Consider the following 24,119-nt stretch of genomic DNA (forward strand, 5'->3'; position numbering starts at 1 on the left):
AATATGATTGTTTTTGGAGGAAAACTTCAAAATTTATAACTTTTGAAGTAATAATACGAATGAAGAAAAACAAATTTGCTAAACAGGTTCACGGAGGACTGATTATTTCATGTCAGGCACTACCAGGGGAGCCGCTATATACCGAAAAGGGAGGAGTGATGCCTTTGATGGCACGAGCTGCTGAACAAGCAGGTGCAGTTGGAATTCGTGCCAACAGTATTCGTGATATTAAGGAAATCAAGGCGGCAGTTAATTTACCAATAATCGGGATTATCAAAAAAGACTATCCACCTGAGAAGCCTTTTATCACGCCAACAATGAAAGAAGTAGATAAGTTAGTTGAAACAGGGGTTGAGGTTGTTGCGTTTGACTGCACTTTAAGAGCGCGACATGATGGAAAAACAATCAACGAATTTATTACTGAAGTGAAAAGGAAATATCCGGAACAATTATTAATGGCAGATATTTCTAATTTTGACGAAGCAAAAAATGCATATGAGTGTGGGATGGATTTTGTCGGCACAACACTTGCCGGTTATACCGAAGAAAGTGTCAACATGCCGGGACCGGATTATGAGTTGATTAAGAAAATTGTTGCGGCGAAGATACCGCTAATTGCAGAAGGAAAAATTCATACTCCGGCCGAACTGAAAAAAGTGATAGAGCTTGACCCGGTAGGAATCGTAGTTGGAGGTGCGATTACTAGACCGCTTCAGATTGCTAAAACATTTACTGAGGTGTTCAAGCAGAAATAAGAAGGAGAGAAAAATGACTAAAAAGAATAGATTGGCGGCAACCGGCCAGTGGTTTTCGCAATTAGGACAAGCTTTTATGCTCCCAATTGCGATCTTACCAGTTGCTGGGTTGCTCTTAGGACTAGGGGGTGCATTAACAAATGACGCTGCAATAGCGGCTTTCCCGGTATTAAACCAAGTTTGGCTACAGGATATCTTAAAAATTATGAATTTTGCTGGGAACGCTGTTTTCAGCAATCTTGCATTAATTTTTTCAATTGGGCTAGCAGTTGGCTTGGCAAAAGGTGACAAAGGAACGGCTGGCTTAGCTGGTGGTGTTGCTTATTTGGTTTATACCGCTACAATATCAGGCTTATTACAGATCTTTAATTCCAAAAATACGATTGATACTGGTGTTTTGGGAGCAATCGTTATTGGCTCTGTCGTTGCTTATCTGCATAATCATTATCGCAAAATTCAGTTGCCGCAATTTTTGGGCTTCTTCGGTGGCTCAAGATTTGTTCCCATCATATCTTCAATTGCTGCTATTTTTATTGGAGCGATCTTTTACTTGATTTGGCCGCCCATTCAGGGTTGGTTGACTGCGGCTGGTCATGCGATTGCACAAATGGGCAGTTTTGGTAGTTTTCTATATGGCTTCTTGTTAAGATTAACCGGTGCAGTTGGCTTGCACCACACAATTTATCCAATGTTTTGGTATACCGCTTTAGGTGGAACAGCGAAAGTAGCCGGAAAAACAGCTGTTGGAGCACAAAATATCTTTTTTGCCCAATTAGCTGATCCCAATTTTCATGGTCTGTTTACCTACGGTACACGCTTTTTTGCTGGGCGCTTTGCCACGATGATGTTCGGCTTGCCTGGTGCAGCTTTAGCAATGTACTTTTGTCTGCCGAAAGCTAATCGTAAACAAGATGGCGGGCTCTATCTTTCAGGTGGTTTAACCTCATTTTTAACCGGAATTACTGAACCGCTCGAATACTCTTTCTTGTTTGTCGCACCCTGGTTGTATGTGATTCATTCATTCCTAGATGGCTGTTCTTTTTATTTTGCCGACATTATGAATATTAGAATTGGTAATTCTTTTTCGGGCGGCTTAATTGATTACTTGCTCTTTGGCGTTTTGCAGGGAAAAGATAAAACTAATTGGCCAAATGTCTTACTCATAGGAATTATTTGGTTCTGTTTGTACTTTTTTGTGTTTACTTTTTGTATTAAAAAGTTTCACGTCAATATTCCGGGAATGCAGGAAACAAAAGCTACTGTTGATAAGGAAAATTCATCTACTACAATAACACAAGATAATTTAACTACAGAAGCTGGTCAAATTATAACCGCTTTGGGTGGCAGGCAAAATATTAAAACTATTTCTGCTTGTGCTACTAGATTAAGAATTGCCTTAAATGATAATTCAAAGATTGATGAAGAAGTCTTCAAGACACTCGGCTCGCCCGGCATTTTGCGCGTTGCGGGTGGAGTGCAGGCAATTTTTGGAGCTAAAGCGGATTTATATAGTCAGGAAATTAATGACTTGTTGTCGCAACCTGCTTCAGCGCCTTCAGCCGTTTCGGCAGCTAAGGATGTTAAGCCAGTTAAGACTGTCAATAATTCGGGGGAAGATGGCTATTCTAAATGTTACTTTACGGCTCCGGTAAATGGTACTTTTATTCCGTTAGAACAAGTTGACGATGAAGTGTTTTCTAAGAAAATGATGGGCGAAGGGTACGCAATAGAACCTACAAGTACAACTATTTATAGCCCTATCGAGGGGCAAGTCGTTTCTATTTTTGCTACCAAACACGCTCTTGGAATCAAAACGGCGGCCGGACTTGAAGTTTTGCTCCACTTAGGAATTGATACGGTTGACCTTAACGGTAAGCCATTTACCATTAAGGTCCATGAAGGTGATCAAGTGACAACTGCAACTGAACTAGCACAAATGGATTTAACGCAAATAAAGGATGCAGGTAAAAAGGCAACAGTAATCGTTGCCGTCACGAATTCGGCTGCACACTTAACTAAGGGAAGGTCTTTAGTCAAAGAACAAGCAGAAGTAGCTGCTCAGTCCAAAGTCTATGAGGTATTGCTAAAGTAAAAGCTGCCACCATTATTTCAGCTAAAAAATATTAATACAATTGTTTCCACTTTTTCATATTGACAAGCCGTATATAAGATGCTAAATTAAAAACTAATTAAATAATTTCATCTTGAAAAGCAGAGTAATTATCATGGTAACCAATAAAGAGAGCTGGCAATTGGTGAAAGCTAGCAGGTAACAGATAATGAACATGGGCTTCTATTTGATGACTGCTGGTGACAGTTAGCCAGCAGCGGAATTGCATCCGTTATTATTGCAAGCTATTGTTAGATAGCTAGTGAGATTTATTACGTGAGTAATAAATAAAGTTAAAGGTGGTAACGCGAAGCACTCGTCCTTATTGAAGGAACGGGTGCTTTTTAATTTGTTTTTGGAGGTATTTAAATGACCAAAACAGTCTTTACTAACGTAAATTTGTTTGATGGAGTAACTGACCATATTCGTCCTAACACTTATTTGGTGGTTGATGATGAAACTGGCAAAATCGTTGAAGTTGGAGCAAACACTGAGCTTGAAGCTGATAAAACGGTTGACTTACAAAATAAGTATGTCATGCCAGGACTGATCAATTGTCATACTCATATCATTATGGATCCCTTGACCGCAGATGGCGGGACTGAAACCGGTGAAGTAGCAGCAGTTGTTCGCGCATTAAGCAATTTGCATGATTTGTTAAAATCTGGTGTTACATATATTCGTGAATGTGGCAGCACATTTGATATTGACATTGAATTGAGCAAGCTCATTAAAGAGGGCAAAATAACGAAGGTGCCGGAGATTCTGCCATCAGGTCGCCCATATTCAATGACCGGCGGACATGGTGATCAACCTAATTTTGGTCACTTGGTTGACTCGCCGGACGAAATGCGCAAGGCCGTCCGCCAGGGCTTAAAGAAGGGTGCCAAGGCAATTAAAGTTATGGCAACAGGTGGTGTGATGACAGAAAACGACTTTATGGATGATCCGCAACTAAGTGAAGAAGAAATCCACGTTGCAGTTGAAGAAGCCCACCATAAGGGATTAATCGTTGCAGCCCACGCTGAAGGCAATCCCGGAATTTTAAACGCAATTAAGGCTGGCGTTGACAGTATTGAGCATGGTTTTTATGTAAACGATGAAGAAATCAAGTTAATGCTTGAAAAGGGGACCTACTTGACGCCAACTATAGTTGGTGCCTGGGCATTTATTGAATATGCGCCTGGTAAGATTCCTGAATGGGAAATGGCTAAAATTGCGGCGGCTTGGAAGGATCTGCGCGGTAATATTACTCATGCCAAAAATGCTGGTGTGCCAATTACCTTAGGAACCGATGCCGGAACGCCATTTAATGATTTTAAGATGACGCCTGAAGAACTGCCATTATTGGTAGAACAAGGTTTTACCAATTTGGAAGCTTTACAAACGAGCTTGAATTCGGCTAAATTGATGAAAATTGACAATGAGTACGGCACGCTTGAAGAAGGAAAATTTGCTGACTTCTTAGTTTTAGATGAAAATCCACTAGAAAAGATTAGCGCAGTTGTCCAAAAAGACAAGGCTGTCTACAAAAAAGGTAGTCGTGCATATTAAATTTAAGCAAAACTATTGCTTTTACGAACAAGTGTTTTATAATAAAAAGAAGCTACTTACATAAGTAACTTCTTTTTGTTGTTTAGGAGGAGAAAAAATGGAACAAAAGTTTTTAGACGTGATGAATGATGAAGGTCCTGTAACAATCGTTACTGTCAATGCTAATCCAGCTGGTGTTGTTAACACCTGGATGTCATACGTCAAAATTGATGAAGACAATAATTGCCTCTATATCCCGGCTGCTGGGATGCACAGTATTGAAGAAGATTTTGCCGATGACAATACCGTTTTATTGACAATGGGCTCGAAAAAAGTTGAGGGAACAGCTGGTCCTGGGGCTGGTTTTCATGTTTCAGGGACTGGCGAATTTTTGAGTGAAGGTTCTGAATTTACCGCAATGAAGGAACGTTTTCCATGGATTCGTAAGATCTTAAAGGTTAATGTTGACCAAATAACTCAAAAAATTTAGTTTGAGCCGGTTGTGAGTCATTTTGCGGTAAGCAGAGTTTTAATTAAAGTTAAATTATGCTTTTTATTTAAATAAATCTTTAATTTGTTACTAATTTTAGATAAAATGGTAACTATATTAATTTATCCAAAAAAGGAGGATTTATGAATGAAAGCATTACTTTACAATATGACGCCGGAACAAAAGGTTTATGTCGATGAATGGAATAAAGAACATCCTGATGATGATCTTGAAACAACCGATGATGAACTAGAAGCCGGGACAGTTGAACAAGCCAAAGGTTTTGATGTTGTTAGTGTCTTACAGATTTTTGACATTAATGATGAAGAAGTTTACCAAAAGTTGGCTTCCTATGGCATTAATCACATTGCTTTGAGGTCAGTTGGCTTTAATATTATTAACTTTGATTACGCCCACAAATATCATATTCTGATTACAAATACGCCTGCATATTCGCCAAGAGCTGTGGCAGAGAACACTTTAACTTCTGCAATGTACTTATTGCGCAAGTGGGGTCCAATTCTAAAAAATGAAAAGGAAGATTTGAACTTTATTCGTGAAGCAAGTTTAATGAGCGATGAAATCTACAATCAAACAGTTGGTATTATTGGAGTTGGCCGAATCGGTACTGCTGTGGCCGAGATATTTCATGCTCTTGGTGCCCGGGTAATTGGCTACGACTTAATTGAAAATCCAGCAAACGAAGCATTCCTTAAATACACTGATTTCGATACTGTGATTAAAGAAGCTGATATTTTAACCCTGCATACGCCACTTGAACCTGAAATTGAAAATATGATTAGTGCTAAGCAATTCAAGGAAATGAAGAATACTGCTTACTTGATTAACGCTGCACGGGGTCCACTAGTTAATACGCACGATTTAATTGCCGCATTGCAAAATCAGGAAATTGCTGGTGCTTCACTTGATGTCATGACGGGTGAGGAAGAAATTGTGATGAAAAAATTTACCACTATTTCCGAATTACCTGAAGATTACCGCGAATTGGTAAAAATGCCTAATGTCGTTTTCACACCTCATTCAGCATACTACACGAAGACTTCGGTTAAGAATATGATTAAGCAAAGCATGACCGATGCTAAGCGCGTTTTAAACGGGCAAAAACCAGTTTATCCCGTTGAAGACTAAGTAACTAACTGTTAAGAAAATGACTAGCCACAAAAGGCTGGTCATTTTTTTGCTGATTTGCTAGTTGTTGGATATATCAATTGCTTGCGGAATATTGTTATAATGGATTAGCAGATAAAGAGCTGGAGGTAAAGATGAAAAGGTTTCATCATAAATACACGTTACCAGCAATTATATTGCTGCTAATGGTTGCAATTGGCTTACTGATTACTGGCACATTAAATATTCGCAATCAAACAACTTTGCCTGCGAATTCTAATTCAAGTGCAATTGGCGTAGAGCTAAATCAAAATTTTGGTTACATTGACTTACATGAGTTGCAATCAAATGGGATCTCTTTTGTCTACTTGAGAAGCACCCAGGGTCGCTCCTATTTTGATGATGATTATTTATCTTACCGTGACCAAGTTTTGGGAACAAAATTAGCTTTCGGAACTAGTATTTTCTATAGTAATGAATCCACTCCTACGGAACATTATCAATATTTTATGAAAAAGGTAGGCATGAATACAGGGAGTCTGCCAATTTTGATTGAACCTGCAGTTAATGACCGCAGCATTCGTTATATAAAGCAAATGGCTCAGTTTACCCGCATGTTAACCGCGCAAGGGAAAAGAGTAATGGTTGAGGTCGAAATAAAGTATAAAAAGTATTTTCCCCAGAATGTTCTTTTTATTACCTCAGGTAAAAAAGCTCCTAATAAATTGCAGTATTCATTTTGGCGCTATACCAACAACGGTCGCGTTAAAGGGGTCAAGGGACTTGAAGATGGCGTAACCATGTTAGCTTATAATGGCTCAGTATCACAATATAAACAGAAATATGGACAGTTGACACAATAATGAAAACAGAAATTAAATCTACATTGACAAAATTAGGCTTAACAGAGCCTACATTAATTCAGACGCGAACCAGTCAGTTAATACTTGACGGCACTAGTCTGATCGCGCTTGCTAAAACTGGTACGGGAAAAACATTGGCGTATTCGTTACCAGCTTTAGAGCGAATCGAGCGGAAAAAACCAAATAGCCTGGTAATCATTGCTCCAACCACAGAATTGGCTGTGCAGATTCGCCATGCGATCAATCCCTTTATTCATGCACTAGGTTTAACTGGTATCACCTTAGTTGGTGCGGGAAACCGTAAAAGGCAAGAAGATAATTTAAAGAAAAAGCATCCAGAAGTGGTTGTTGCTACGCCCGGTAGATTTTTTGATTTTTATTCAAGCAACCGAATTAAAACTGAACAAATCCAAACGCTAGTCATTGATGAAGCTGATGATATTTTAGAATTTAGCAAAATGGAGCTCCTTAGCTCTTTAGGGCAGAATATGCCAGCTACTTCGCAAATTTTATTATTTGGTGCCACTGAATCAGAAATCACGCAAAATGCTGCTAAGCTGTTTGACCGGGAATTTGTCCTCGTTGATGTGCGCTCTGAGCAAACAACTACGGTGCAAAATTATTTTTTACAAATTGACAATGCTCATAAAATCGATTTTGTTCAGCGTTTAATGCGCCTGGAACATTTTAAGGGGATTTTGTTCTTTGATTCGAACCAGACACTGATGCGTTTTGCGGGAATTCTTGCTCACACCAAAACTAAATTTGGTTTGTTAGCAAATGAATTTGGCAAACAAAAAAGGGAACAGGCACTGCTCGATTTTAGAGCCGGTCGAAGTAAGCTCTTGCTTGCAACTGATCTAGCTGCGCGTGGTTTGGATATACCTGGCGTTACTTACGTTATTAACTACGATATTCCTAGCGAAACCAACACTTATTTACACCGGGCAGGCAGAACCGGAAGAATGGGTGCTAGAGGATTTGTTGTTACCTTGGGTGATGACCATGATCAGCGTGATTTAAGAAAATTGTTAGAAGAAACGGTGCAAATTACGCGAGTTTACTTTGCAGGCAATAAGTTAGTGACAAAGCAACCTGAAAAAAAGCCGGTTATTGCTAAAAGTGGGGGCAATAAGGCTGGTCAAAGTGAACTGACTAAAAAGAAAAAACACAAGAAACGGCGCAATAAAAATAAGGGTTATCACCCGCATTATTTAAAGAAGAAGGAGTAAAAATGAGTCGAATAGTTGCTTGGTTAGAGGACTATCTTTTGCCTTTGGCAAATAAATTGGGTCAAACTACCTGGCTGGTTGCCTTGCGCGACGCCTTTGTTTCGGTAATGCCGATCACTATTGCCGGCTCAATTGCGGTTCTAGTTAAAAGCTTAATCGAAGCTGCCAAAATCAACTTGGGATGGAAAACATTTGCTTGGATAATGCAGCCATTAATGCTAGTTAGTGATGTGGTTTGGCGTGGGACTTTTGCTTTATTTGCCTTATTTTTGTCAATGTCATTAGGCTATCATTTAGCCAAAAGCATGGAAGTAGATCCAATTGCGGGTGCGATTGTTTCGCTGTCATCATTAGCGATGAGTATTGCCAACCTAACTAAATATCACATAGGTGGAAAAATGGTTTTACTCCATCATTCCTTTGATATTTCTCAGTTCTCGACGACCGGAATTTTTACCGCCATTTTGTTTGGAACAATCGGTGTTTCAATTTTTGCACTTTGTGTAAAAGCTCGTTTTAAACTTAATCTAACGACAACCTTGCCCTATGCAGAACAGATGGCACTGGATTCACTAATTCCAGCAATCATTGCTATTTTTTGTGTGGGAATGATTAATTTTGCTTTTCAAACTATTACCGGGACCTTTTTTGGCAATTGGCTACTGCATTCCATTCAAACGCCGCTAGTAAAACTAGGCCAGGGCTTTGGCATGGTACTTTTGGTAACTTTGTTAGTGCAGGTTTTTGCCTTTTTCGGCATTAATGGCTTAGGGGTGTGGGCGCCGCTACTTGATTCTATTTGGCTGACAGCACAAAATGTTAACGTAACGGCGGTGCGTAACGGTAAACCAGCTTCTTTCATTTGGGTTCGTGGTTCCTTTGATTCTTTTGCTTGGTTTGGTGGCGCTGGCGGTACCTTAATGTTAATTGTGGCAATTTTGCTTTTTTCAAAAAGAAGTGATTACCGTACTATTGCCAAAGTGGCCCTTGCTCCGGGTGTTTTTAACATTAATGAGCCGATTGTCTTGGGCTTACCAGTTGTTTTGAACCCAGTTTATTTCATCCCGTTTGTTTTAGCACCGGTTGTCAACGTTGCGTTTTCATATTGGGTAACTTTAATGGGACTAGTTAACCCGGTTCAAGCGGCTGTGCCTGGAATCGTGCCACCGATTATCGGACCTTTTTTGGCCTGTAATTATGATTGGCGTGCCATCGTTTTGTGTATTGTTAACATGCTTATTGCTCTGGCAATCTGGACGCCTTTTGTTTTCGCGGCTGATAAAATTGCTGACACTAACAATCCAGAACCATATTTTACACGGCAATATTAATTACTAAAAAAATTGGCTTTTATCAATTAAATTTGGTAAAGTTAATTTACTACGACCCTGTAGTTCATCTGGATAGAACAATGGTCTCCTAAACCGTAGAGGTGAGTTCGAATCTCACCGGGGTCATTAAAATTAGCTAATGGACGATCTATTTATTGATACAGTTTCAATATTGGGTCTGTTTCTTTCAAAATCTACTAAGCTTTATAATTTTTGCCGACTAATAAGTTATAAATAATTTTAATTAGCAAAAAGTCTGATTTCCTATAGGGAGATCAGACCACATTACGAAAAATTTATTCACTTTTTGATTGCACTAATATCTAAAGTTAACGCAAATATATAAATGGGGTACTAATTATAGTTCTAATCCACTAATATAAATGAATTTTAAGCGGTAATATTATTGTCAATAGATAGAATAGTTTGTAAGATTAAGTGGTTATTTAACCTTTTTTATAAGGATCATCATGGCCATAAGAATTCTTTAAGTTAATTTTGCCGTCACGTTTTTGGCTAATTAACTCAGTTTTTTCTTTTTTGGCGCGTTCTTTGGCAAATTCTAATGCATCATCTTTACGATCAAATATTTTTAAAGGTTTTTCTTCACCAGCGATCTTAACAGCCCATTGATCACCGTGAGTTGTAACCCAAACATTTTTTGTAACTTCTTCTTTACTCATTTTATTCACCTCTTTTCGCACTTTCTACCGTGATTATACAACAGAAATATTTTTAAGAGTTAAATGATGCATATTGAAAATATGTTTACTTTTTCATTCTGCTGCAAAAATTACTAAAGACGATATTTGTTAACAAGACAATAAATACCGCAAAAGTAGTTTCTTCTGCGGTATAGAGCTTAAGTTAATGTGAGTTTACCGATTTTTTCTCCGTGCTGAACGTTAGTTGAGGAAATGATTGATAAATCTTTAATTTTTTTCATATTGGTAAAAATGACCATGATATCGGGTGATTTTTCGGCAACCATTATTTGTTTGAGATCCATCGTTCCAATTAAATCACCAGCATTTATTGCTTGGTCTTTTTTGACCAGCAAGTTGAAGGGCTTACCCTTTAATTCAACTGTGTCGATACCAAGGTGTAACAGTACTTCTAATCCTGAATCTGTCGTTAATGAAATTGCATGTTTGGTTGAAAAAATGTTCGTGATTGTGGCATTAAGCGGGCAGTATAAATCATTTTCTACTGGTTCAACTGCATAACCATCTCCCATGATTTTTTGTGCGAACATCTTGTCTGGAACCGAACTTAAAGAAAGTAGTTTCCCGGTAGCTGGGGCAAATAGTTCCACTGGTTTACTAAAAATTTTTTTGAATAAGTTAACCATGTTGTCTCCTTAATATTAATTTTGATATTCTTGCCAAACTTCAGCCATTCGCTCCATTGCCTGTCTAATGAGCGTATGCGAAGTTCCCAAGTTTAATCTGATGAAGTTATCGGCATTTGCGACATAATCATCACCAATTCCAACTATTACACCAGCTTTTTCCGCCATGATTTTGGCGATCTTATGCATATCAATTTTACTTTCAGAAATATCGACCCAAGGAAGATATGATGAGTCCATCTCCATCATTTGCCAACCCTTAAAATTTTTATTGATTGCCTCTTTGGTAATTACCAAATTTTCTTTAATGTAATTTGTGCATTGGTCAAGCCAAGCATCACCTTTTTCATAAGCTGTCGTCATAGCAATTTGGCCAGGGACATTGGGTGAGGTTACTGAATTACGAGCATATTGCTGCCGTAACTTTTGGCGAATTTCTGGATTAGGAATAATTGAATAAGATAGCTTTAACCCACCCAAATTAAAAGCTTTATTTGGAGAAGTAAACATTACTAAATTATCAAGATATTGCTGATCAAGTTGCAACGAACTGACAAATTCGCCCTGCATAATCTGTTCAGAGTGAACCTCGTCTGAGACAAGCAAGACATGGTATTTTTGACATAGTTGGGCCATCCTGGTTAATTCTTCTTTATTCCAGACTCGACCTGAAGGATTATGAGGATTGCAGAAAAAGGTCAACTTGGGATGCTGGGTTTTCATTGCTTCTTCTATTTTGGTCCAGTCAAGTTGATAGCGATTTTTTTCCTTAATTAGCGGAATACTAATTACTTTGCGTTGATTATGCTCAGCGGCATATGCAAAAGGGCCATATACGGGAGTATTTAATAAAACTGCATCGTTAGGCTTTAATAAAGCTTGAATAATAACGTGCATATTGGGAACAGTCCCATATCCTAAAGTAATCCAGTCATGTTCAACGTGATTATGGTGCCGTCTCAATTGCCAATTTATTACACTTTGGTACCATCTTTCGGTCGGATAAGTATAACCATATGCTCCATTTTCTGCCATTCTAACTAAAGCTTCCCGAATCTCTGGTGCAGCTTTAAAGTCCATATCCGCAATCCAAAGCGGAATAAAGTCCGTACGAGCATGGGTAAATTTCTTGTAAACAATATTTTTATCCCATTTACGAGCGTTATCGATTGTTCTATCTGCTAGTGTATCAAAATCATATTGTGTCACTTTTATAACCTCTATTCCATTGTCTGTGTATTCATCAGTTTTTCAACGCCATCCTTGACGCTCTGAACTTGGGCACCGTATACAACTTGAACCGATTTTTCCGCTTTCATTACTGCTAAAGCACCTGATTGCTTAAGTTTATCTTCGTCTATTTTTTGTGGATCTTTAACTTCAAGGCGAAGACGAGTCACGCAATTATCGAGAGAAACGATATTTTGTTGACCACCTAGAGCTTCTAGAATTACAGTTGGGTCGTAAATTCCGTTATTTTTGGTCATGACTACATCACCAGCATCTTCACGGCCGGGAGTTTTGACATTATATTTTAAAATGTACCACCGGAAAAGGAAGAAGTAGATGGCAAACCAAATGAGTCCAATTGGAATTAAAACCCACCATTTAGAGTTAGGCTGAAGCCAACCAAATAATATCCAGTCTAAGACTCCACCATCAGTATTGCCCATGCAAGCACCGGCAAGCATCATGACTGATAATGATAGTCCTTGTAAAATTGTGTGGAACACGTAAAGCATTGGCGCAATGAACAAGAAAAGATATTCAGTAGGCTCTGAAATACCGGAGACAAATGCAATTAACGTTGCGGATAATAAAAGCCCTTTTATTCGTGTTCGGTTTTGTGGTTTGGCAGTTACATAAATTGCTAAACAGATTGCTGGCAAGCCAAACATGAATGTTGGCATAAATCCTTGAGATAAAAATGCCGTTGCTCTGTGCGAAATAGGTACACCAGCGTTTAACTGAGCATAAAAAATGTTTAAGGCACCAGTAACTACTTTTCCCTTTACAACCGCTGTTCCACCAGCATCCGTAAAGCGGATCATTGCAAGCAGAATATGATGCAATCCCATTAGTTTTAAAATTGATAGTGCAATTCCATAGAGGAAGGGACCAAAAATACCTGCATTTTGAATTAAATGTCCTAAGGCTACGATACCACTTTGGAAAGTAGGCCAAATAAATGGTATTACCAAGCCAACAAATGACTCAACAATTACGGAGATAATCGGAACAAATCTGATACCTCCAAAAAACGAGAACGCATCAGGAAGTTTAATTTCCTGGTAACGTTCTAATAAATAATAGGTAATAAGTCCTACTAAAATTCCACCAAGAACTCCCATTTCTAAGCTTTGTATACCTAAGACATTTACTTGACCAGCGGCTTGCATTTTATTTAAAGGAGCCAATTTACCTTGTTGCTTAAGCATAAAGTTAATTCCCATGTTCATAGAAATATAACCGGCTAAAGCGGCAATCGCACCGACACCCTTATTTCTTTTAGCCAAGCCAAAGGGCAAGGCCATTGCGAACATCACCGGTAAATAAGTAAAGCCAAAGCTACCTACTGTATTGATGAAGTCAAAAATAATATTAACAAAATGATTTTGTAGGAAAGAAAAGCGTTCCATCATCGGCGGGGCGGTAAAGGCGCTACCGATTCCAACTAATATTCCCATTGCCGACAATGTAGCAATTGGAAACATAAAAGATTTACCTAAGTCTTGTAAAAAGGCATATAATCTTGTTTTAAAGCTTTCCTTTTTTTGTGAATTTTCCATAACTTTCCTTCTAACTTTTTAACAAAAAATACCCAACAACTGAACGCAAAAAGCGTTTCGGTTATTGGGTATTGCCTATTTAAAGTAACAAGCCCTTATTTAATTAAGAAGTAATATGAATAATGTGAATCAGCAAATATAATTGGTCGGAATCAGAAAACTGATATTTCAACTGGTCTTCCAAATATGCAACTACTTGTTTTAAACAACTCGCGGCACGTCGATTATTATGACTAAGTGAAATCAGGAGCTCTGAATCGCCTGGCTTGACCTTTTCTGGTTTAGCTGAATTGGTCCGTAAAATCAGATAATGTAAATGGTTCATTAACCGACTGACAGCTAAACTATTTTCAGAAAATTTGCGCCCAAATTTAGCTTCGATAATATTATTCACTCCGTTTGAGATTTCCATGATAGTGGAAAAATTTTTGACTGAGCTATCTGATTTTTGAATTTTGTATTCTACTAAATGAATGGCTATAAAGCCAGCTTCATCATCAGATAAGGGGACGTGAGATACTTGCTCGATTAGATTTACTGCTTGTTTACCAACGTGATATTCTTGTGAAAAAAAGCGTTTAATATCGAACAACATTGGGTTGGACAAAGCTAAACCCATATTGTATCGCTTTACTGCGAAGAAGATGTGATCTGTTAATGGAACTAAAAGATGCTCATCAAATTTAGCATCGAGTTCATTCTTAGCAAGTTGAATTATCTTTTCAGTCAATTCAAAGTATTCACGCGGGACCTCTTCAGAAAGTTTCTTAAATGAAGCAAGCCACTTATCATCCTCTGCAATTGCAGAAAAAACTTTATCAGTTGCTTTTAAGTTGTAATTTTGCCCTGCATGAACTTTAAAGCCGATTCCACGGCCCCAGATTATTTTTTCTTGCCTTCTTCCATCTTCCACGAGTATTACGTTATTATTCAATACTTGTGAAATTAGCAAAGCAATCTCCCATACTGTATAAATGTAATTGGTTAACCAATAAACTTAAATCTTCGTAAACGTTTACAAAGATGATATTAATAATAAAATTTTTGTTTGTCAAATTTATTTTAAAGTATCAAAATTGCTGGTAGTAGATTACAATTTCAATTTCACTAATAAAATATTTAGGCAAGTGGTGAACGAAAAAGGCGGTACATGATAACTGCAATCAAACAAAAGACAACTATTGCTGCAATAAATAACTGAAGACGTCTTTTACGTGTTTTACGTACGTCAAAACTGAAAACTAAGCAAAAGGCAGCAACTACAATTAGTGGTGCAGTTCCAAATAGTAAAACCGAATTAACTCCCATTTTTTCACCAACTTTTATTTTTATGATAATTAAACCACATCGGCTTGAGTTTTTGTTGTCAAATTAATATGATTAATATAGAAAAGGAGGATCTTATGACCAAAATTAAAGTAATGCTGGTTTTTGGCACAAGGCCAGAAGCAATTAAAATGGCGCCTTTAGTACTTAAATTAAAAGCGGATAATCGCTTTGATGAAATAACGGTTGTAACTGCTCAACACCGAGAAATGCTTGATCAGGTTCTGAACATTTTTAAAATAACACCTGATTATGATTTTAATATTATGAAAAAAAATCAAACCCTTGAAGGAGTTACAGCAAAAGTTTTGCTTGATCTTACTGATGTGATTAAAAAAGAAGATCCTGATATTGTGCTGGTTCACGGTGATACAACTACTAGTTTTGCTGCAAGTTTAGCTAGTTTTTATCAACAGCGGCCAATTGGCCACGTTGAGGCGGGGCTAAGAACATGGAATAAGTATTCACCGTTTCCTGAGGAAATGAACCGGCAAATGACAGACGATTTAGCCGATTTATATTTTGCGCCGACTAAGCTCAGTAAAGAAAACTTACTAAAGGAAAATCACAAGGCAGATAATATCTTTATAACTGGGAATACGGCAATTGATGCTTTGCATGAGACGGTTCAGGCCGATTATCATCACGAAGTCCTTGATTTAATCGAGCCAAAGCACAAAATAATTTTAGTAACAATGCATCGACGTGAAAACCAGGGCGAACCAATGCGGCGCGTCTTTAAAGTAATGCGTGATGTGGTTGACAGTCACAATGACGTCGAGATAATTTATCCGGTTCATATGTCGCCTAAAGTTCAGTCGGTAGCAAAGGAAATACTGGGCAATGATCCCCACATCCATTTAATCCCACCGCTTGATGTTGTTGATTTTCATAACTTAGCTAAACGAAGCTATTTCATTATGACTGATTCGGGCGGAGTTCAAGAAGAAGCTCCTGCTTTGAATAAACCGGTTCTGGTTTTACGTGATACAACGGAGCGTCCAGAAGGGGTTAAAGCGGGTACCTTAAAACTAGTGGGTACGCAAGTTGATGCTGTCCGTTCTGCTATGCTTGAATTACTTGAAAATAAAACTGCTTATAATCAGATGGCCAATGCCAAGAATCCTTATGGTGATGGTCATGCCTCCGAGCGCATTATGGAAGATATTGCTTATTACTTTTCTGATCATAAAAATAAACGTCCAAGGGATTTTACTTAAATCAGAGAATTTATTTAAAATAAAAAAACTGCTGAGTCACTTCACAATGACGCTCAGCAGTTTTTTATTGCCTATTTTGAACCTAATTAATGGGTCTCAATGACTTTTAATTGTCCTTTTTATTTTGATGAGTCTGTATTCTTTTTTTAGCCCGTTCAATCATAGTTGTTTCCTGTGCTTGAAAAACAGAGCGCGTCGTCAAATAATTGAAAATTCCGACTAAAATTTGGTCAATAATTTTAACTAAGAGCGCGTTGAGTTTTAACCAAGATAGACCAACCAGCATGATTAAACTGTCCGGAATTAGACTAATAATCCGGTAGGTAAAGAATACGAGTAATTTTTGCCAAGTTGAATGCTCCAAATCAACGTTATTAGTAAAGACCGCTTTTTGATTAAAAACAAAAGATGCCAGATTTGAAATTACAAAAGCAATCGTATTGGAAATTAAAACTGGGCTATGCAAGTATTTATGTAATACCATGAAGGCTACAGTATTAATTAGCGCAGCAATAAAGCCAAAAAACATATAAACGAATAAGTTTCGGTGCCTTTTGACTAAATGTTGTCCTAAACGATGAATTGTTGGATCAGCTGTGGAATTAAACTTGGATGTATTATCGTTTTTTTCTTTAATCATTTAATTGATCAGCCATTTCCTTTGCGGCGTTGTCAATTGCAGAAATTGCCTCATCATCAGGTGCATTTTCGATAGTTACCGGTTTGGTAACTTCTGTTGCTCCAACTTGTTTAAACATTTTTTCAAAATCAAAAACATTTTCACAGAAATGGTCGGCATATACCATGTCTCCACTACCCATGACGGCGAAGTACTTACCGCTTAAATCTAGTTCCTTTAGTTGCTCATAAAAATCGGCAACATCATCGGTCATTTTACCCTCGCCATATGTGTAGGTGACAAAGATGCACAATTCACTTGCTAAATAATCACTAGCATCTGTGAATTCTGCTTCACTGGTTTCGACATCAAAGCCCAGATCTTGTAAGTCTTCTTCCAAGATATCTGCCATATCGGCATCGTTACCAGTCATACTAGCATAGACAATTCTAGCCTTCATCCTTCTCCATACCTTTCTTATTTTTTTGCTTATCACAATATTATACATAATTTCACCGTCTTGATGAAATTCTTTAGTAAAGTTTTAAAAAACGCTATAATGTTAGTAAATATCATTTTACTAAGAGGAGAAGTTTAATTTTGATTACAATTAAATCCGTTCGTGAACTTAAAGGTATGCAGGCTTCAGGCCGTCTACTGGCGTCAATGTTTGAGGCCCTTCGGGATGTGATTAAGCCAGGAATTACAACTTGGAAAATCGAGGAGTTCTGCCAAGAATTTGTCAAAAAAAGGGGCGGACGATTGTCAGAGCAAGGCTTTGAAGGTTACAAATACGGCACGTGCATCTCAGTTAACGATCAAATTGCGCACGCAACCCCGCGTAAAGATACCATCCTAAACGAAGGTGATTTAGTAAAAGTTGATGTCACCTGCAATCTTAATGGCTTCGAAACTGATTCTTGTACTACATATGCCGTAGGCAAGATTTCGGATGCGGATCGTGACCTTATGGAAACAACCAAAAAAGCTATGTATCTTGGAATTGATCAAGCAGTCGTAGGCAACCGGATTGGTGATATTGGTGCGGTGATTCAACATTACGTGGAAGATGAACATCATTACGGTGATGTTAAGGAGCTAGTTGGTCACGGCATCCAGCCAAGCATCCATGAAGATCCTGAAGTACCGCATTGGGGTAAAGCTGGACACGGATTACGGCTACGTGAAGGTATGACTATTACCGTTGAACCAATGGTTGAAGCGGGAGGCGATTGGCGCATTGAACAAAAAACGGTTGCTGATCTAAATGATGATTGGGTATTTTATGCAACCCCAGACGGTTCAAAGTCAGCGCAATTTGAGCACACCTTTGCAATCACTAAAGATGGTCCCAAAATTTTGACTTTACAAAAACCTTATGACGGTTACGAAAAGTATTTACCACACTTTGATGAAATGGATGACTAAATTGAATGGGTAGAAAAATCGGCGCAGCCAAACAACGTATCTCTTTGTTTTACAAGACAGTTTCAGCTAAATTTACGCAAGGCGAAGTCTTAACTAGCGCAATTGCAATTGCTTATTATGTGCTGTTTTCAATTTTTCCGTTAATCATTATTATTGGAAACATTTTGCCCCTTTTTCGGATTAATACGGCACCTATTGCTAGTTACCTTAAGTTGATTTTCCCTGATCGAATTGCGGGATTCATTATGCCAATTATTGATTCCTTGTTAAAAAGCAATTCTACAGGGTACATTTCGTTTGGTATTTTGCTTGCCCTTTGGTCGGTATCTTCTCTTGTTAATGCGATTCGAATAGGGATGAACCGAATCTATGGCGTACGTGACATTGAATTACGTCAGAAATGGCAGGTAACTGTTTGGACGCGTTCCATTACCATTATGTTGACCAACCTGATGATTTTGGTTTTTGCTTTACTTAGTTTAACTTTGATTTTTGGTCAGCAAGTACTTGAATTCTTACGACCGATTTTTTCTTTTTCAGTAGGCGAGATTGAAAAGGTCTTTAACTACCGTTACCCTGTGATTGGGATCATCTTGATCAGTGCTTTATACTATTTAAATTATTTTTTACCAAACATAAAACTAAAAAAACGGGTTATCTGGCCAGGAGTTTTTACGACTCTAATTGGTTGGCTAATTTTATCTTGGCTGTTTAGTTATTATTTACATAACTTCCACATTAGCTGGGAAAATTACGGAATAATCGGGACCTTTATTATTTTCATGTTATGGCTTAATATTTCTTCCATCCTCTTTTTGCTTGGAACTTGTGTCAATGCTGCAATTGTGACGATAAACTATGGTCAAGTGCAGTATTCGGTAGGACATTTAGCTGAATATGTGCAAAGAAAGCGCCACCGGAAAGACTAGATTCTTCCAGTTTAATTTGCTATATTAGGTTTTAGGAATTTTAAAAGAAAGTGTATAAGGTATGAAAGTAAGGAAAGCGATTATTCCTGCTGCAGGACTTGGTACGCGGTTTATGCCGGTTACCAAGGCGATGCCAAAGGAAATGTTGCCAATCGTAGATAAACCGACAATTCAGTTTATCGTTGAAGAAGCAAAAAAGTCCGGGATTGAAGATATTTTAATTGTGACCGGAAAGAACAAACGCTCCATTGAAGATCATTTTGATTCAAATCCTGAGCTTGAGCAAAACTTGCAGGAAAAGGGTAAAACCGGCCTGTTAAAGATGTCGCAGGCGATCACCCATCTTGGAATTAATATTTATTACACTAGACAGCCATATCCAGCTGGTCTGGGCGATGCAATTGCCCGGGGTCGCAGCTTTGTTGGGGACGAGCCTTTTGTTGTAATGCTGGGCGATGACCTAATGATGGACAAAGAGCCGCTTACTAAACAATTGATTAATCGCTACAATGAAACTCACGCCTCGACCATTGCGGTAATGCCTGTTCCGCATGAGGAAGTTTCGAAATATGGCGTTATTGAACCTGATAATGAAATTATGCCTGGACTAATTAACGTTAAGTCATTTGTTGAAAAGCCTGCAATTGACCAAGCACCAAGTGACTATGCGATTATTGGCAGGTATTTATTAACTCCTGAAATCTTTGCAATACTTGCGGAACAAAAGCCTGACAAGGGCGGTGAAATTCAATTAACCGATGCCATTGATACCATGAATAAGACACAACGCGTCTTTGCCCATGTCTTTAAGGGTGTACGGCATGATGTCGGGAATAAAGAAAATTATCTGGAGACCTCAATTGAATATGGTTTGCAACACCCTGAGACTAAAGACCAGTTGCGGCAATACATTATTGACTTAGGGAAAAAGCTGCAGGCACAAAATAAGAAAAAATAATTAAATAACAAAATATTGGAAACCACTGCAAAGTGGTTTCTTTTTTAGGTAAAATTTTTCTAAATCTAATTCGATTTACTACTTTTAACTAGCAAATTTAGGTATTATGCAACTTGAATATTTTGCTAGGAGAATAACTAATGAAAGATATTTATGTTGTTGCTGCTAAAAGAACGCCGTTTGGTCGTTATCGTGGCTTATGGAATGATCAAGATGCAACCAGTTTAGGTGAACTCGCTCTAATTGAAACCCTTAAAAGCATTAATTTGGATCCCCAAAAGCTTGATGCTTTATTTATGGGTAATGTTTTAGGGGCTGGCTTAGGACAAAATATGGCGCGCCAAGTCGCTTTGGACGCTGGCATGAAAGAAACAAGCAGCAGTGTTACTGTTAATGAGGTTTGCGGTTCGAGCTTAAAAGCTGTGCGCTTAGCCCAGGGCCAAATGGTCATGGGTGATTTTGATTTAGTCGCAGTTGGTGGAGCCGAAAGTATGACGAATGCTGTTTATTTTGCGCAAGATAAATCTGGGCAGGATATGAAAAGCGAGATGCTTACTAACGGATTAACCGATGCCTTTTCTGGGATGCCAATGGGGTTAACAGCGGAAAATATTGCTGAAAAATGCCACATTTCAAGAACAGAAATGGATGAATTTAGTTTGCGGTCTCACCAAAAAGCGGTTGCTGCAAGAAAGAACGGCTATTTTGATCGTGAGCTAATTAAGGCGGATTCTAACAGTGAACGAATTGTTTATGATGAAAATATTCGCCCAGATACTAATATGGCGGCTTTGAGTAAGTTAAAGCCAGTATTTAAAGAAAATGGTTTAGTTACTGCTGGCAATGCATCCCCGTTAAGCGATGGAGCCAGTATGATAATTTTGGCAACGGCTGCCAAGGTGGAAGAATTGGGCTTGAAACCATTGGCTCGTCTTGGTGCCTTTGCTGAATCAGGCAATGACCCAGCATACATGGGCTTTGCACCTTATTTTGCCGTGCAGAAGCTGCTTAAGGAAACGACCAGTCAGATCGAAGATTTTGATATTATTGAGTTAAATGAAGCATTTGCTGGTCAATGTGTTGCACTTGAAAAAGCCCTGGCAATCCCAACGGATAAGTTGAATATTGCTGGGGGAGCAATTGCATTAGGCCATCCACTAGCCGCAACGGGAACCCGAATTCTAGGAACAGCGATTAACGCTTTGGAACATGTGAAGGGTAAAAGAGCTTTGGTAACCTTGTGCATTGGTGGAGGTCAAGCAATTGCTTGCGAATTAACTAGAGATTTTTAAAATGACGAAGTTTTATGAATTATCCCCTGAAAAAAGACGCGCGTTTTTATCTCAGGAAGGCATCGAATTAGATGAGATTGAGCCAGCTATATTACACGAACTCGATCAATTGAGTGAAAATGTTATCGGACAATTACGTCTGCCAGTGGGTGTCGTCCAAAATTTACTCGTAAATAACAAAAGCTATTTAGTTCCCATGGTAACTGAGGAGCCTTCGGTTGTTGCTGCAGCCAATCACGGGGCAAATCTTTTTGCTCAAAATCACGGAGTCAAGGCGCACAGTCAGCGTGACGGCATCTATGGTCAGATAGTTTTGCAAAAGAATCCGGGTTTTGTGCAAGCTAATTTACAAAGAGAGTTGCCTAATTTAATTGCTAAGGCAAATACTAAATTTCACAGTTTGGTTGCTCATGGCGGCGGAGTTCGCCAAATTGATGTGCAAGAAACTACCGGGCAACTGGTTTTTTTAAGAGTATTAGTTGATCCGGCGGAATCAATGGGTGCAAACCGTGTTAATTCAATTTTAGAATTTATGGCGGGCGAATTGAGCAGCTTTCCCGGGATAAGCTGTAAGCTTTTTGCAATACTATCTAATTATCCGAGTCAATTTACTGAAGCCAAAGTTGAATTGGATGTAGCTACAGTTGGTGGCGTTGCTACGGCCAAACGCATAGCATTATTAAGTCAAATTGGCGAAGTTGATCCTTATCGGGCCGTGACTAATAACAAGGGCATTATGAATGGTGTCGACGGAGTATTACTAGCAACAGGTAATGATGTTCGCGCAATTGAAGCTGCCTGCGGTGTCTGGGCTAATGACAAAGGCCATTACCACAGTCTCAGTAAATGGACAGTCGAAAATGACAAATTGCTTGGAAAAATTGCGTTACCCTTAGCAATCGGAACAGTTGGTGGCTCCATCAGCGCCCGCAAGGATGTTCAACAAAACTTTCGGCTTTTGGGTAAGCATATTTCAAGTGCGGAATTGGCGAATGTGATTGCTGCAATCGGCTTGGCCAATAATCTGGCTGCTCTTTTAGCAATTGCGACTAAGGGAATTCAAGCAGGTCATATGAAATTACAAGCCAGAAACATCGTTGCTAATTTGGAGGCAACTGCAGAAGAAAAAGAGCAGGTAAAGGAAAGAATGTCTGCTGCAAATAAGTATTCTGTAAGTGATGCTGAATGGTTTTTGGCTAAGATAAGAGAGGAAAATAATGCAAGTAGGAATTGACAGAATTGGTTTTTATACGCCGAATAAATACGTTGATATGGTTGATTTAGCACATGCTCGCGGTGAAGATCCCAATAAATTTTTAATTGGAATTGGGCAAAGTAAAATGAGCGTTGCTGATCAGACGCAAGATGCTGTTTCAATGGGGATTAATGCTACTCTGCAGTATCTCGATCAAATTGAACGCAACAATGTTGGGTTATTAATTATTGGAACTGAAAGTGGTGTTGATCAATCAAAGTCAGCGTCATTATTTGTGAAAAGTGCGCTTAAGCTTAACCCAGATGTTCGCACTTTTGAAGTTAAAGAAGCGTGTTTTGGTATGACCGCTGGAATTATGATTGCACGTGATTATGTTCGACTTCATCCGCATCATAGTGCGCTTGTTATTGGTAGTGATATTGCGCGCTATGGTGTCAAAACCGGCGGTGAGGTCACTCAAGGAGCTGGCAGCGTCAGTATGCTAATCAAGGCTGAACCGCAAATATTGGCATTAGAAGATGGTCATAGTGCATACAGTGCAGATATCAATGACTTCTGGCGTCCCAATGATTCGGCCGTGGCCCTCGTTAATGGCAAGTATTCAAAAGAAGTTTACTTGGACTTTTTCCAGCGTACTTTTAAATCCTATCAAGAAAAAACAGGAATAAAGACAAGCGCATTCTCGGCCCTAATTTATCATTTACCATTTGTTAAGATGGGTTATAAGGCCAATCAACTTGCAATCACAGGGCAGGACGCAAGTACGACCAAGCACTTAGAAGAAAACTTTACGGCTTCAGCTAAATACAGTCGTGAAGTTGGTAACCTATATACGGCCTCGCTTTATTTAAGTTTGTTAAGTTTGCTTGAAAATGGTTCGTTTGAACCTGAGGCATTAGTAGGACTATTTTCGTATGGGTCAGGTGCGATGGGCGAGTTTTATGCTGGTCGCGTTGTGGCCGGCTATCAAAATGTCTTAGACGCAAATGCTACCCAACAAATGCTTAAGCGGCGGCAAAAGCTTACCATTGCCGATTATGAACAAATTTTTAATGAGGCATTGGTTTTACCGCAAGATAATATTGAACTTAATAGTGACGAAGAGCCCGGTTACTGGTATTTTGCCGGGACAAAAGATCACGTCCGGCAATACAAGCAAAAATAACGTGGTGCTCGGATTTAAACGCTAAAAATTAATGTAATAAACAACAGCAGTTGTCAAATAAAAACCGCCTTGCTATAAAAGCAAAGCGGTTTTTATGTTAGTTTAACTAAATTGTTTTCGGGAACAATTTGAATGCCGTAAACATTGATTTTTTCTTGCTGGTCAATGATATATAACGGAATATTGCGACCGTGAAGATTTTTAACCAGTTTAGTCATTTTGGCTTTAGTCATCGGCTTTTGACCAGGGTAAAGTAAGCATGCACTGCTTGAAATTTTAAGTTTTGCCAAGGGTTTGATTTGCTGATGAACTGTTAAAAAGATGTTGATTTGATCATTCAAATCATTGGTGAGTTGCAATAAATCTATTAATCTCATTATAGTC

Annotated in this window: 24 protein-coding genes, 1 tRNA gene and 1 other annotated feature; of the genes, 16 read left to right on the forward strand and 9 right to left on the reverse strand. The window is 38.6% G+C overall.

Annotated features, from left to right (window positions below; genetic code table 11):
• The first annotated feature begins 59 nt into the window (after positions 1 to 59).
• The 9 genes from J3U54_RS03455 (at position 60) to J3U54_RS03495 (ending at position 9,568) form a co-directional block, all read left to right on the forward strand.
• The gene (locus tag J3U54_RS03455) at positions 60 to 755 is read left to right on the forward strand and encodes an N-acetylmannosamine-6-phosphate 2-epimerase (RefSeq protein ID WP_267385109.1); all 696 of its coding nucleotides are present in this window, start codon (positions 60 to 62) and stop codon (positions 753 to 755) included.
• Between the two features lie 13 nt (positions 756 to 768).
• Positions 769 to 2,847, forward strand: coding sequence for a glucose PTS transporter subunit IIA (locus tag J3U54_RS03460; RefSeq protein WP_267385110.1), 2,079 nt, complete (start codon positions 769 to 771; stop codon positions 2,845 to 2,847).
• 103 nt (positions 2,848 to 2,950) lie between these two features.
• Positions 2,951 to 3,192 (forward strand) — a binding site (T-box leader).
• Positions 3,193 to 3,234: 42 nt separating this feature from the next.
• Positions 3,235 to 4,419, forward strand: a complete 1,185-nt coding sequence (locus J3U54_RS03465; protein WP_267385112.1) for a metal-dependent hydrolase family protein — start codon at positions 3,235 to 3,237, stop codon at positions 4,417 to 4,419.
• A 97-nt stretch (positions 4,420 to 4,516) separates the two neighbouring features.
• Entirely contained in the window at positions 4,517 to 4,888 is a 372-nt protein-coding gene (locus J3U54_RS03470) for an FMN-binding protein (RefSeq protein ID WP_103752046.1), read from the forward strand.
• Between the two features lie 147 nt (positions 4,889 to 5,035).
• Positions 5,036 to 6,037 (forward strand): NAD(P)-dependent oxidoreductase, encoded by a 1,002-nt coding sequence (locus J3U54_RS03475; protein WP_267385113.1) that lies wholly within the window; start codon positions 5,036 to 5,038, stop codon positions 6,035 to 6,037.
• Positions 6,038 to 6,171: 134 nt separating this feature from the next.
• Positions 6,172 to 6,879 (forward strand): GH25 family lysozyme, encoded by a 708-nt coding sequence (locus J3U54_RS03480; protein ID WP_220235250.1) that lies wholly within the window; start codon positions 6,172 to 6,174, stop codon positions 6,877 to 6,879.
• Positions 6,876 to 8,111, forward strand: coding sequence for a DEAD/DEAH box helicase (locus tag J3U54_RS03485; RefSeq protein WP_410476855.1), 1,236 nt, complete (start codon positions 6,876 to 6,878; stop codon positions 8,109 to 8,111). Before J3U54_RS03480 ends, J3U54_RS03485 begins: the two co-directional genes overlap by 4 nt.
• 2 nt (positions 8,112 to 8,113) lie before the next feature.
• Positions 8,114 to 9,442 (forward strand): PTS sugar transporter subunit IIC, encoded by a 1,329-nt coding sequence (locus tag J3U54_RS03490; protein ID WP_267385114.1) that lies wholly within the window; start codon positions 8,114 to 8,116, stop codon positions 9,440 to 9,442.
• A gap of 53 nt (positions 9,443 to 9,495) precedes the next feature.
• Positions 9,496 to 9,568: transfer RNA gene (locus J3U54_RS03495), tRNA-Arg, on the forward strand.
• 320 nt (positions 9,569 to 9,888) lie between these two features.
• Here J3U54_RS03495 and J3U54_RS03500 read toward each other — a convergent pair.
• The 6 genes from J3U54_RS03500 to J3U54_RS03525 all read right to left on the reverse strand — a co-directional run bounded on the left by J3U54_RS03500 (position 9,889) and on the right by J3U54_RS03525 (position 14,890).
• On the reverse strand, positions 9,889 to 10,125 hold the full coding sequence (locus J3U54_RS03500; RefSeq protein ID WP_220220926.1) for a DUF2188 domain-containing protein: 237 nt from the start codon (positions 10,123 to 10,125) through the stop codon (positions 9,889 to 9,891).
• Between the two features lie 179 nt (positions 10,126 to 10,304).
• Positions 10,305 to 10,793: a PTS sugar transporter subunit IIA gene (locus J3U54_RS03505; RefSeq protein WP_220235253.1), complete on the reverse strand. Its 489-nt coding sequence runs from the start codon at positions 10,791 to 10,793 to the stop codon at positions 10,305 to 10,307.
• A 15-nt stretch (positions 10,794 to 10,808) separates the two neighbouring features.
• Positions 10,809 to 12,002, reverse strand: a complete 1,194-nt coding sequence (locus J3U54_RS03510) for a MalY/PatB family protein (protein WP_164715363.1) — start codon at positions 12,000 to 12,002, stop codon at positions 10,809 to 10,811.
• Between the two features lie 11 nt (positions 12,003 to 12,013).
• Complete coding sequence (gene malX / locus J3U54_RS03515; RefSeq protein WP_267385117.1) at positions 12,014 to 13,582, reverse strand: maltose/glucose-specific PTS transporter subunit IIBC; 1,569 nt, start codon at positions 13,580 to 13,582, stop codon at positions 12,014 to 12,016.
• A 103-nt stretch (positions 13,583 to 13,685) separates the two neighbouring features.
• Positions 13,686 to 14,534, reverse strand: coding sequence for a PRD domain-containing protein (locus tag J3U54_RS03520; protein ID WP_220235255.1), 849 nt, complete (start codon positions 14,532 to 14,534; stop codon positions 13,686 to 13,688).
• A gap of 167 nt (positions 14,535 to 14,701) precedes the next feature.
• Positions 14,702 to 14,890: a hypothetical protein gene (locus tag J3U54_RS03525; protein ID WP_103752056.1), complete on the reverse strand. Its 189-nt coding sequence runs from the start codon at positions 14,888 to 14,890 to the stop codon at positions 14,702 to 14,704.
• Between the two features lie 95 nt (positions 14,891 to 14,985).
• Here J3U54_RS03525 and wecB point away from each other — a divergent pair, with 95 nt between their 5' ends.
• A complete protein-coding gene (wecB, locus tag J3U54_RS03530) occupies positions 14,986 to 16,128 on the forward strand; it encodes a non-hydrolyzing UDP-N-acetylglucosamine 2-epimerase (RefSeq protein ID WP_220220928.1) in 1,143 nt (380 codons plus the stop codon).
• Positions 16,129 to 16,234: 106 nt separating this feature from the next.
• On the opposite strand, the gene J3U54_RS03535 is transcribed toward wecB, so the two are convergent.
• Both J3U54_RS03535 and J3U54_RS03540 read right to left on the reverse strand, forming a co-directional pair.
• Entirely contained in the window at positions 16,235 to 16,768 is a 534-nt protein-coding gene (locus tag J3U54_RS03535) for a GtrA family protein (protein WP_103752058.1), read from the reverse strand.
• Entirely contained in the window at positions 16,761 to 17,207 is a 447-nt protein-coding gene (locus J3U54_RS03540; protein WP_103752059.1) for a flavodoxin, read from the reverse strand. The genes J3U54_RS03535 and J3U54_RS03540 overlap by 8 nt, the downstream gene beginning before the upstream one ends.
• Positions 17,208 to 17,347: 140 nt before the next feature.
• Here J3U54_RS03540 and map point away from each other — a divergent pair, with 140 nt between their 5' ends.
• The 6 genes from map (at position 17,348) to J3U54_RS03570 (ending at position 23,735) form a co-directional block, all read left to right on the forward strand.
• Positions 17,348 to 18,175 (forward strand): type I methionyl aminopeptidase, encoded by an 828-nt coding sequence (gene map / locus J3U54_RS03545; RefSeq protein WP_267385119.1) that lies wholly within the window; start codon positions 17,348 to 17,350, stop codon positions 18,173 to 18,175.
• 5 nt (positions 18,176 to 18,180) lie between these two features.
• Entirely contained in the window at positions 18,181 to 19,104 is a 924-nt protein-coding gene (locus tag J3U54_RS03550; RefSeq protein ID WP_103752061.1) for a YihY/virulence factor BrkB family protein, read from the forward strand.
• 61 nt (positions 19,105 to 19,165) lie between these two features.
• A complete protein-coding gene (galU, locus tag J3U54_RS03555; protein WP_103752062.1) occupies positions 19,166 to 20,062 on the forward strand; it encodes a UTP--glucose-1-phosphate uridylyltransferase GalU in 897 nt (298 codons plus the stop codon).
• Between the two features lie 140 nt (positions 20,063 to 20,202).
• The gene (locus J3U54_RS03560) at positions 20,203 to 21,354 is read left to right on the forward strand and encodes a thiolase family protein (RefSeq protein ID WP_267385120.1); all 1,152 of its coding nucleotides are present in this window, start codon (positions 20,203 to 20,205) and stop codon (positions 21,352 to 21,354) included.
• 1 nt (position 21,355) lies between these two features.
• A complete protein-coding gene (locus J3U54_RS03565) occupies positions 21,356 to 22,588 on the forward strand; it encodes a hydroxymethylglutaryl-CoA reductase, degradative (protein WP_267385121.1) in 1,233 nt (410 codons plus the stop codon).
• The gene (locus J3U54_RS03570) at positions 22,572 to 23,735 is read left to right on the forward strand and encodes a hydroxymethylglutaryl-CoA synthase (RefSeq protein ID WP_267385122.1); all 1,164 of its coding nucleotides are present in this window, start codon (positions 22,572 to 22,574) and stop codon (positions 23,733 to 23,735) included. The genes J3U54_RS03565 and J3U54_RS03570 overlap by 17 nt, the downstream gene beginning before the upstream one ends.
• Before the next feature lie 92 nt (positions 23,736 to 23,827).
• Here the strand turns inward: J3U54_RS03570 and J3U54_RS03575 are convergent, their stop codons facing one another.
• Positions 23,828 to 24,112 carry a hypothetical protein gene (locus J3U54_RS03575; protein ID WP_103752066.1) on the reverse strand — a complete coding sequence of 95 codons (285 nt, stop codon included), beginning with the start codon at positions 24,110 to 24,112 and terminating at the stop codon, positions 23,828 to 23,830.
• Between the last annotated feature and the right edge of the window lie 7 nt (positions 24,113 to 24,119).

Origin of the sequence: Lactobacillus sp. B4007 (assembly GCF_026535895.1) — a bacterium.
GTDB classification, from domain to species: domain Bacteria; phylum Bacillota; class Bacilli; order Lactobacillales; family Lactobacillaceae; genus Lactobacillus; species Lactobacillus panisapium.